The sequence below is a fragment of the Streptomyces sp. NPDC007162 genome (assembly GCF_040634175.1).
In the GTDB taxonomy this organism is placed as follows: domain Bacteria; phylum Actinomycetota; class Actinomycetes; order Streptomycetales; family Streptomycetaceae; genus Streptomyces.
On record NZ_JBEYFC010000408.1, the window covers coordinates 1 to 8142 of the forward strand.

An 8142-nucleotide genomic window follows, 5' to 3' on the forward strand; every position below is an offset into this window, starting at 1 on the left:
GGGCACCTTCGTCTCCCACACCCGGGACGCGTCACAAGGTCACGGCGCGTCAATAAGGCGGTAACAGTGAAGAGGGATGTGCGAGAGGGGCGACCGGCCGGGGTAAGCCCCCTGTTACCGGGACGAAGGTCCCGTACGGGGGGCACCGACGGCCTTCGGGACGGGACCCGTACCATTCCTACAGTTGAAAGCAGGACAAGCAGTGATCGCCTGCGCCATGAACGGACCAGCCGTGTACGAACCACCCTCCGCCTCCCCCGCCTCCTGGCGCATCGCGCTGCCGCACACCGTCGCGGCCGTGCCGGTCGCCCGTGCCCTGGTGCGTTCGGCGATGGAGGAGGCGGAGCACGCGGCGGACGCCGACACCGCAGAACTGCTGACGGCGGAACTGGTCGCCAACGCGGTGGAGCACACCGCCGGCCGGGGGCCCATAGAGCTGGTCGTGGAGCTGCTGCCGGGGGGCTGCAAGGTCGAGGTGCACGACCCGGACCCGGCACCGCCCGGCCATCTGACCCGGCCGGTGATCGAGGAGCCCGACCCCATGCAGGAGGGCGGCCGCGGCCTGCTGCTGATCCGCGCGCTGAGCTCGTCCTGCGGACACCGACCCACCGAGTCCGGCAAGGCGGTGTGGTTCAGGCTTCCTGTAGTACCGCGTCAGTGGCGTCCGGCGTGACGGACGCCGCGGTCGCCAGCGTGGAGTTGCGGCGCCCGTAGCCGGGGTAGACCAGCAGGCCCACGACCAGGAAGACGGCGAACTGGATCCACGTCGTCCATCCGGTCTCGTACATCAGGGAAAGTCGTGGCAGCGCTATGACCTGCACAGACACGCTCAGCGACTCTCCATACGGCTACTTTGACGGCTACATGCGCATCGCCACACCTGCGCACAGCACCTCGGGCCCGGCGCCGCCAAAGTTCCTGGCGCACGACAGTGTCTGAGACGAAGGCGGCAGGAACAACCGCGTGAGCTGTATCTGTCCGTCCCGTCAAGTGGCGTGCTGCCGACGGCTAGTTCGATGCGAGTGGGGTCGCCGAGGGTTGCATGCGGCCCTCCCTCATGCCGCAAGGGCTCGTGAAAGTGCTCAGGCGATGCGCCTTCCGGTCGGAGCTCATTTGGGGGATTGCGAATCCGCGACAAGCCGAGCCATCTCGTGCAGTCGGTGCCGGTACTCAGGATCGTCCCCTTCCCTGAGTGCAGGTATCACCCGGTCCAGGCGGGCGATGCAGCGAAGCAGGCCGCTTCGACCTTGCGCTTCGAGCTCGCCGCCGTTCTTGATCCAGATGAAGACCCAGGCTGCGGTGTCCGAGTCCAGCATCACCGGGTCGAAGCCAGCCCGGTCCGCACCAGCCAGTCTGGGGGGAAAGGGCAGTTTCATGAACTCTTGGTACAGGCGCGAGACGACCTCAAACGCGGTTCTTTCGCTCACGAGGGCCATCATGGCGCAGCTATCGGAGTTGGACCGCAGCCTGCCCGCACCCGATCTCCGGCGCGTCGGGCAGGATGACTTGGCGGCACGCAGCCGCGGTCAGATACCGAGACCGCCCGCGACGTGCGTCTCCTGACGAGTGAACTCACCTGTCAGCAGCGGCATAACCTTGCTGATGGAAGCCTTCGCCTCGGGCAACTGCAACGACGCGTCGTGATGCTCTTTGCTCTCCCACACCTCGCTCACCCACACGGTGTCTTCGTCGGTGGCCGATTCGGTCACGACGTAGAGATGGCATCCCGCTTTGCGCAGACCGTCAGCGGCGGCGACCAGTACGGCGACCACCTCCGCGCGGTGACCGGGTTTCACCTTCATCGAACCGATGTAGCCGTAGCGCATGCCACTCCTCTCGAGTCACGAACGTGACGCGCCCAGGAGGATACCGGACGCATGTTCGAATGCGCAGCAGTGGTGCGGATACCCGGCCTCTTGGACGAACTGCCGCCCACCTCATGGACGTTGATCTACGACCGACTTCTGACCAGCCACCACCGCGGCACCGGCTCAGGAGTCAACCCCCGAAGGACTTCCAGAGCCGACCACCAGGCAAGGAAGGCTGTATACATCGTGTGATTGATCGGAACCGAGTCCGCAGGACCACAGCCACCTACGACCCACCCAGCTCCGCAAGAGCCGGGTAGCCGTGTGGTCCGGTTTGAACCAGTGTGGAGCGGGGTCCGCGTCAGTCTCCGCTCAGCGGATCAGACGGCCTGAGGCTCCCGCTCAGGGACTGCGTCCGCGGCCCCGTCCAAGTCTCTGACCAGCGTGGAGTTGCGGCGCCCGTAGCCGAGGTAGACCAGCAGGCCCACGACCAGGAAGAGGGCGAACTGGATCCACGTCGTCCATCCGGTCTCGTACATCAGATAGAGGCAGAAGCCGACGCCCAGCAGGGGCAGGACCGGGTGGAGCGGGACCCGGAAGGTGCGGGCGAGGGCCGGTTCGCGGCGGCGCAGGGCGAGCACCGCGATGTTCACCACGGCCATGATCGCGAGCATGCCGATGGTGCACAGGTTCATCACCGCGTCCAGCGAGGCGAAGGCCGCCGGGAGCGCGAAGACGGCCGCGACGATCAGGGTGCCGGCCACCGGGGTGGCGGTCCGCGGGGAGACCTTCTCGAAGACGCGCGGGATCAGGCCGTCCCGGGACATGGACATCAGGATGCGGGTCTGCCCGTACATCACCGCGAGCACGACGGAGGCGATGGCGACGACCGCGCCGAAGGCGATCACCCCGCCGCCGACGGTGGACCCGGTGACCTGGTTGACGACGTAGGAGAGGGCGGCGGGACGGCCCGCGACCTGGCCGCCGCCGATGGCGCCGATCGCGGCGAGCGCGACCGCGCAGTAGAGCAGGGTGACCACGCCCATGCAGACGAGGATCGCGACCGGGATGTCCCGGCGCGGGTTCTTCGCCTCCTCACCGGCCGTGGTGATCGCGTCGAAGCCGATGTACGAGAAGAACGCGGCGGTGGTGCCCGCGCCGATGCCGCCGAGGCCGGCCGGGGAGAACGGGACGAGGTTGCCGTCCTTGAAGGCGCTGAAGCCGATCGCACAGAAGGCCAGCAGGATGGCGAGCTTCACGGCCGCCATCGCGGCGGTGGCACGGGCGCTCTCCCGCACCCCGCGCACCAGCAGTACGGCGGCCATCGCGATGACGATCACCGCGGGGAGGTTCACGATCCCGCCGTCGCCGGGTCCCGCGGACAGCGCGTGCGGGAGCTGGAGCCCGGTGAGGCTGTGCAGCAGCTCGTTGACGTACTGGCTCCAGCCGACCGCGACGGCCGAGATCGAGATGCCGTACTCCAGGAGCAGGCACCAGCCGACCAGGAAAGCGGTGGACTCGCCGAGGCCCGCGTACGCGAAGGAGTACGACGATCCGGAGACCGGGATCGCGCCGCCCAGCTCGGCGAAGGAGAGGGCGGTGAACACACAGGTCACCGCGGCGAGCACGAAGGAGACGACGACGGCTGGACCGGCCTGGGCGACCGAGTCGGAGAGGCCGACGAAGATGCCGGTGCCGACGATCGCGCCGATGCCGAAGCAGATCAGCTGGAAGAGGCCCATGGTGCGGCGCAGGCCGTGGCCTGCGCGGTCGGCGCCGGATTCGGCGAGCAGCAGGTGCGGGGACTTGATGCGGGGCATGCGGGTGGTGCTCTCTCTGATGGTGCGGACGTCCTTCTTGGGGACGCGGTGGCGGCATCGGCAGGGGTGGCGCCGGGCCGCCGGAAAGGACAGGGCCTTTTCGCGCTACCGGGCGCGGGCGAGCGTGGCCACCAGGACCGCCTTGATGGTGTGCATCCGGTTCTCGGCCTCGTCGAAGACGACCGAGTACTCGGACTCGAACACCTCGTCGGTGACCTCCAGCTCGGTCAGCCCGTGCCGCTCGTGGATCTCGCGGCCGACGTCGGTGCCGAGGTCGTGGAAGGCCGGCAGGCAGTGCAGGAACCTGACGTCGGGGTTGCCGGTGGCGCGCAGCACGTCCATGGTCACGGCGTAGGGGCCGAGCAGCGCGATCCGCTCGTCCCAGACCTCCTTGGGCTCCCCCATCGACACCCATACGTCGGTGGCGATGAAGTCGGCGTCGAGCACCCCGTCCTTCACGTCGTCGGTGAGCGTGATCCGGGCGCCGGACGCGGCGGCCAGCTGCTGGGCCAGCTCGACGATCGTCTCGTCCGGCCACAGCACCCGGGGCGCGACGATCCGCACGTCCATGCCGAGCAGGGCACCGGTGACGAGGTAGGAGTTGCCCATGTTGTAGCGGGCGTCGCCGAGGTACGCGAAGGCGATGTCGGTGAGCGGCTTGTCGGTGTGCTCGGTCATGGTGAGCACGTCGGCGAGCATCTGGGTGGGGTGCCATTCGTCGGTGAGGCCGTTGTAGACGGGGACCCCGGCGAACGCGGCGAGTTCCTCCACGACGCCCTGGCCGTGGCCGCGGTACTCGATGGCGTCGAACATCCGGCCGAGGACCCGGGCGGTGTCCTTCACCGACTCCTTGTGACCCATCTGCGAGCCGGACGGCTCGAGGTAGGTGGTGACGGCGCCCTGGTCGGCGGCGGCGACCTCGAAGGCGCAGCGGGTGCGGGTGGAGGTCTTCTCGAAGAGCAGCGCGATGTTCCGGCCGCGCAGGTACTGGGTCTCGGTCCCGGCCTTCTTGGCCGCCTTCAGCTCGGCGGCCAGCTCGAGCAGCCCGCGGAACTCCTCCTGGGTGAGGTCCAGCTCCTTGAGGAAGTGGCGGCCGGCGAGGGCGGTCGGGACAGTCGCCATGGGGGCGCTCCAGCGGTAGGGGTCGACTTCAAGGGATGATGGAAGTCTATACGATATTCCACATTTCTATACAGTCACCTCCGACGTGCATGCGGTACCTCACACGGCGTCCCGCTGCACCGGACAGCTCATGCAGCGCGGCCCGCCCCTGCCCCGGCCCAGTTCACTGCCGGGGATCTCTATCACCTCGATGCCCTGTTTGCGCAGGTGGGTGTTTGTGGTGGAGTTGCGCTCGTAGGCGACCACGACACCCGGTTCGACGGCGAGGACGTTGCAGCCGTCGTCCCACTGCTCGCGCTCGGCCGCGTGCACGTCCTGGGTGGCGGTCAGCACCCGGATCTCGCTCAGGCCGAGGGCGGCGGCGATCGCCCGGTGCATGTGCTCCGGCGGATGGTCGGTGACCTTCAGTTCCTTCTCGCCGACGCCCGGTTCGATGGTGTACGAGCGGAGCATGCCGAGCCCGGCGTACTGGGTGAAGGTGTCGCCGTCGACCATCGTCATCACGGTGTCGAGATGCATGAAGGCGCGTCGCTTCGGCATGTCCAGGGCGACGATGGACTGCGCGGAGCCCGCCGCGAACAGCTTGTGCGCGAGCATCTCCACGGCCTGCGGGGTGGTGCGCTCGCTCATCCCGATGAGCACCGCGCCGTTGCCGATCACCAGGACGTCACCGCCCTCGATGGTGGACGGGTAGGCGGCCTGCCCCTCCGACCAGACGTGGAACGGCTCGGGGCGGAAGAGCGGGTGGTACCGGTAGATCGCCTCGAAGTGCACGGTCTCGCGCTGCCGGGCGGGCCAGCGCATGGCGTTGATGGAGACCCCGTCGTAGACCCAGGCGGAGGTGTCGCGGGTGAAGAGGTGGTTGGGGAGCGGTTCGAGGAGGAAGTCGTCGAGGTCCATGACGTGGAAGCGGACCGAGGTGGGCTCCTCGTGCGCATCCAGGAACTCCCGTTTGGTCATGCCGCCGACCAGCGCCTCGGCCAGTTCCTGCGCCGGCAGCTTCTCGAAGGCGGCGCGCAGGTGGTCGGTGGCGAGCGGGCCGTACTCCTTCTCGTCGAAGACCCGGTCCAGGACGAGGGTGCGGGCGGCCGGGACGTCCAGGGTCTCGGTGAGCAGGTCGCCGAAGAGGTGGACGGCGACCCCGCGGTCGCGCAGCACGTCGGCGAAGCCGTCGTGCTCGACCCTGGCCCGGCGCACCCAGAGGACGTCGTCGAAGAGCAGGGCGTCCTTGTTGCTGGGGGTGAGCCTTTTGAGCTCCAGATCCGGCCGGTGCAGGATGACGCGGCGCAGCCGCCCGGTCTCGGAGTCGACGTGGAATCCCATGCCTCCATCCTGACCACCGGAGACCGGGTTCACCCCCGGCTCGGCCGTTTCCCCGCTCTCTTGTTCTCGTCGGCCCCTTGTTCTCGTCCTCTTGACGACAAACGGAACGGTGATTATGGTCATGATGACTCTAAAGCGAGGGGGGCCTCATGGCCGACATCACCCGGCGCCTGGGCTGGCGCCATCTGCGCGGGGCTCCGACGGCGCACGTCAGACACCACAGCGCCGGTAAGCTGGCGCACGAAGGAGCCGGGCTGAGCTTCTGGTTCCGGCCGCTGTCCGCCGCGATCTCCGAGGTGCCGGTCGACGACCGCGAACTGGCGATGACCTTCCACGCCCGTACCGCCGACTTCCAGGACGTGGCGGTCCAGGCCACGGTCACGTACCGCATCGGGGACCCGGCGGTGGCCGCCGCCCGCCTCGACTTCTCCCTCGACCCGGACACCGGCGTCTGGCGCGGCACCCCGCTGGAGCAGCTGGGCACGCTGCTCACGGAGACGGCCCAGCAGCACGCGCTCGCCGTGCTGGCCCGTACCGCGCTGGCCGAGGCGCTGGTCGACGGCGTGGCGGCGGTGCGGGAGCGGATCGCGGCCGGGCTGGCCGCGGAGCCCCGACTGCCGGCGACCGGGATCGAGGTGGTGGCCGTGCGGGTGATGGCGCTGCGGCCGGAACCGGAGGTGGAGCGGGCGCTGCGCACCCCGGCCCGTGAGCAGATCCAGCAGGAGGCCGACCGGGCGACCTACGAGCGGCGGGCGGTGGCCGTCGAGCGGGAGCGTGCGATCGCCGAGAACGAGCTGGCCAGCCAGATCGAACTGGCGCGGCGCGAGGAGCAGTTGGTCGAGCAGCGGGGCACCAACGCCCGCCGTGAGGCGGAGGAGCTCGCGGCGGCCGACGCGGTCCGCGCGGAGGCGGAGGCCACCCGCACGGTGAGGCTGGCGGAGGCGGAGGCGAAGCGGTCGGTCAAGCTGGCCGAGGCGGAGGCCACGCGATCGGTGAAGCTCGCGGAGGCCGAGGCGGCGCGGTCCGTGCGGCTGGGTGAGGCGGAGGCGGCGCGGGCGGTCACGCTCGCGCGGGCCGAGGCCGCGGCGGCCCGGGAGGTCGGTGAGGCACGGGCCGCAGCGCAGGCGGCGTGGCTGCGGGTGCACAGCGAGGTGGACGTGGCCACGCTGCACGCCCTCACCGGCACCCGGCTCGCCGAGAACCTCCCGCGCATCGACAGCGTGACCGTGTCCCCGGACGTACTGACCGGCCTCCTGGCGAAGCTGGGAACGGCGGAGCAGGCATGAACAGGTCTCCGGAGGCGGCGTCGTGAGTCTCGCGCCGCGGGCCGTGCTCGTGCATCGCACCACGGAGTACGAGGAGTTGGTCGCCCGGCACGGTACGCACGGGCAGGCCGCCTTCTTCCTGGGGTCCCGGGGACGGGACATCGCGGAGGTGTCCGAGCGTCATCGCCGGGCCCGCCGGGCCCTGGTCGAGGTCACCTCCGCGATCCCGCTGGCCTGGCGTCGTACCCAGGTCGAACGGGCCGACCTGGACCGCTTCCTGTTCGCGCCCGAGGACGTGGTCGTCGTGGTCGGCCAGGACGGGCTGGTCGCGAACGTCGCCAAGTACCTGGACGGCCAGCCGGTGGTCGGCATCGACGCCGACCCCGGCCGCAACCCCGGGGTCCTGGTGCGGCACCGGCCGGAGCAGGCGCCGGTGCTGCTGGCCTCCGTCGGGAGCACACACGCCGACGAGCTGACGATGGTCGAGGCGGTCGCCGACGACACCCAGCGGCTCGTGGCGCTCAACGAGATCTACCTCGGTACCGCCGGTCACCAGACCGCCCGATACCGCCTGGGCCTCGAGGACGACGGGGGTGCCGTCGAGGCCCAGGCTTCCTCCGGGGTGCTGGTGGGCACGGGCACCGGGGCCACCGGCTGGCTGCGCTCCCTGTGGCAGGAGCGCGGCGGCCGGCCGGCCCTGCCCGCGCCCACCGAGGACCGCCTGCTCTGGTTCGTCAGGGAGGCCTGGCCGTCGCCGGCGACCACGAGGACCGGTCCGACGGGCGCGGGGCCCTGGACGAGGAC

Annotated in this window: 9 protein-coding genes; 3 read left to right on the plus strand and 6 right to left on the minus strand. The window is 69.9% G+C overall.

From position 1 onward, the window contains the following. The first annotated feature begins 217 nt into the window (after positions 1 to 217). Positions 218 to 673 (plus strand): ATP-binding protein, encoded by a 456-nt coding sequence (locus ABZ646_RS34180; protein ID WP_360527694.1) that lies wholly within the window; start codon positions 218 to 220, stop codon positions 671 to 673. Here the strand turns inward: ABZ646_RS34180 and ABZ646_RS34185 are convergent. From ABZ646_RS34185 to ABZ646_RS34210, 6 genes are all read right to left on the minus strand, one after another. Further along, positions 633 to 827, minus strand: coding sequence for an amino acid permease C-terminal domain-containing protein (locus ABZ646_RS34185; protein WP_360527697.1), 195 nt, complete (start codon positions 825 to 827; stop codon positions 633 to 635). The two genes, ABZ646_RS34180 and ABZ646_RS34185, sit on opposite strands and share 41 nt — an antisense overlap. Positions 828 to 1109: 282 nt before the next feature. Further along, positions 1110 to 1427: a hypothetical protein gene (locus ABZ646_RS34190; RefSeq protein WP_360527700.1), complete on the minus strand. Its 318-nt coding sequence runs from the start codon at positions 1425 to 1427 to the stop codon at positions 1110 to 1112. A gap of 99 nt (positions 1428 to 1526) precedes the next feature. Continuing rightward, entirely contained in the window at positions 1527 to 1826 is a 300-nt protein-coding gene (locus ABZ646_RS34195; RefSeq protein WP_360527703.1) for an antibiotic biosynthesis monooxygenase, read from the minus strand. Between the two features lie 362 nt (positions 1827 to 2188). Continuing rightward, a complete protein-coding gene (locus ABZ646_RS34200) occupies positions 2189 to 3628 on the minus strand; it encodes an amino acid permease (protein WP_360527706.1) in 1440 nt (479 codons plus the stop codon). Positions 3629 to 3733: 105 nt separating this feature from the next. After that, entirely contained in the window at positions 3734 to 4750 is a 1017-nt protein-coding gene (gene argF, locus ABZ646_RS34205) for an ornithine carbamoyltransferase (protein WP_360527709.1), read from the minus strand. 99 nt (positions 4751 to 4849) lie between these two features. Then, the gene (locus ABZ646_RS34210; protein ID WP_360527712.1) at positions 4850 to 6073 is read right to left on the minus strand and encodes an arginine deiminase; all 1224 of its coding nucleotides are present in this window, start codon (positions 6071 to 6073) and stop codon (positions 4850 to 4852) included. Between the two features lie 149 nt (positions 6074 to 6222). Between ABZ646_RS34210 and ABZ646_RS34215 the strand changes: the two genes are divergently transcribed. Both ABZ646_RS34215 and ABZ646_RS34220 read left to right on the plus strand, forming a co-directional pair. Further along, entirely contained in the window at positions 6223 to 7359 is a 1137-nt protein-coding gene (locus ABZ646_RS34215; protein WP_360527715.1) for an SPFH domain-containing protein, read from the plus strand. Positions 7360 to 7381: 22 nt separating this feature from the next. After that, a partial coding sequence (locus ABZ646_RS34220; RefSeq protein ID WP_360527718.1) for a hypothetical protein occupies positions 7382 to 8142 on the plus strand: 761 nt, incomplete at its 3' end.

Bases quoted from the DNA above. Each gene is read 5' to 3' on its own strand.
- ABZ646_RS34200 (WP_360527706.1), bottom strand. From the start codon at position 3,628: ATGCCCCGCATCAAGTCCCCGCACCTGCTGCTCGCCGAATCCGGCGCC.
- ABZ646_RS34210 (WP_360527712.1), bottom strand. From the start codon at position 6,073: ATGGGATTCCACGTCGACTCCGAGACCGGGCGGCTGCGCCGCGTCATC.
- ABZ646_RS34215 (WP_360527715.1), top strand. From the start codon at position 6,223: ATGGCCGACATCACCCGGCGCCTGGGCTGGCGCCATCTGCGCGGGGCT.
- ABZ646_RS34195 (WP_360527703.1), bottom strand. From the start codon at position 1,826: ATGCGCTACGGCTACATCGGTTCGATGAAGGTGAAACCCGGTCACCGC.
- argF (WP_360527709.1), bottom strand. From the start codon at position 4,750: ATGGCGACTGTCCCGACCGCCCTCGCCGGCCGCCACTTCCTCAAGGAG.
- ABZ646_RS34180 (WP_360527694.1), top strand. From the start codon at position 218: ATGAACGGACCAGCCGTGTACGAACCACCCTCCGCCTCCCCCGCCTCC.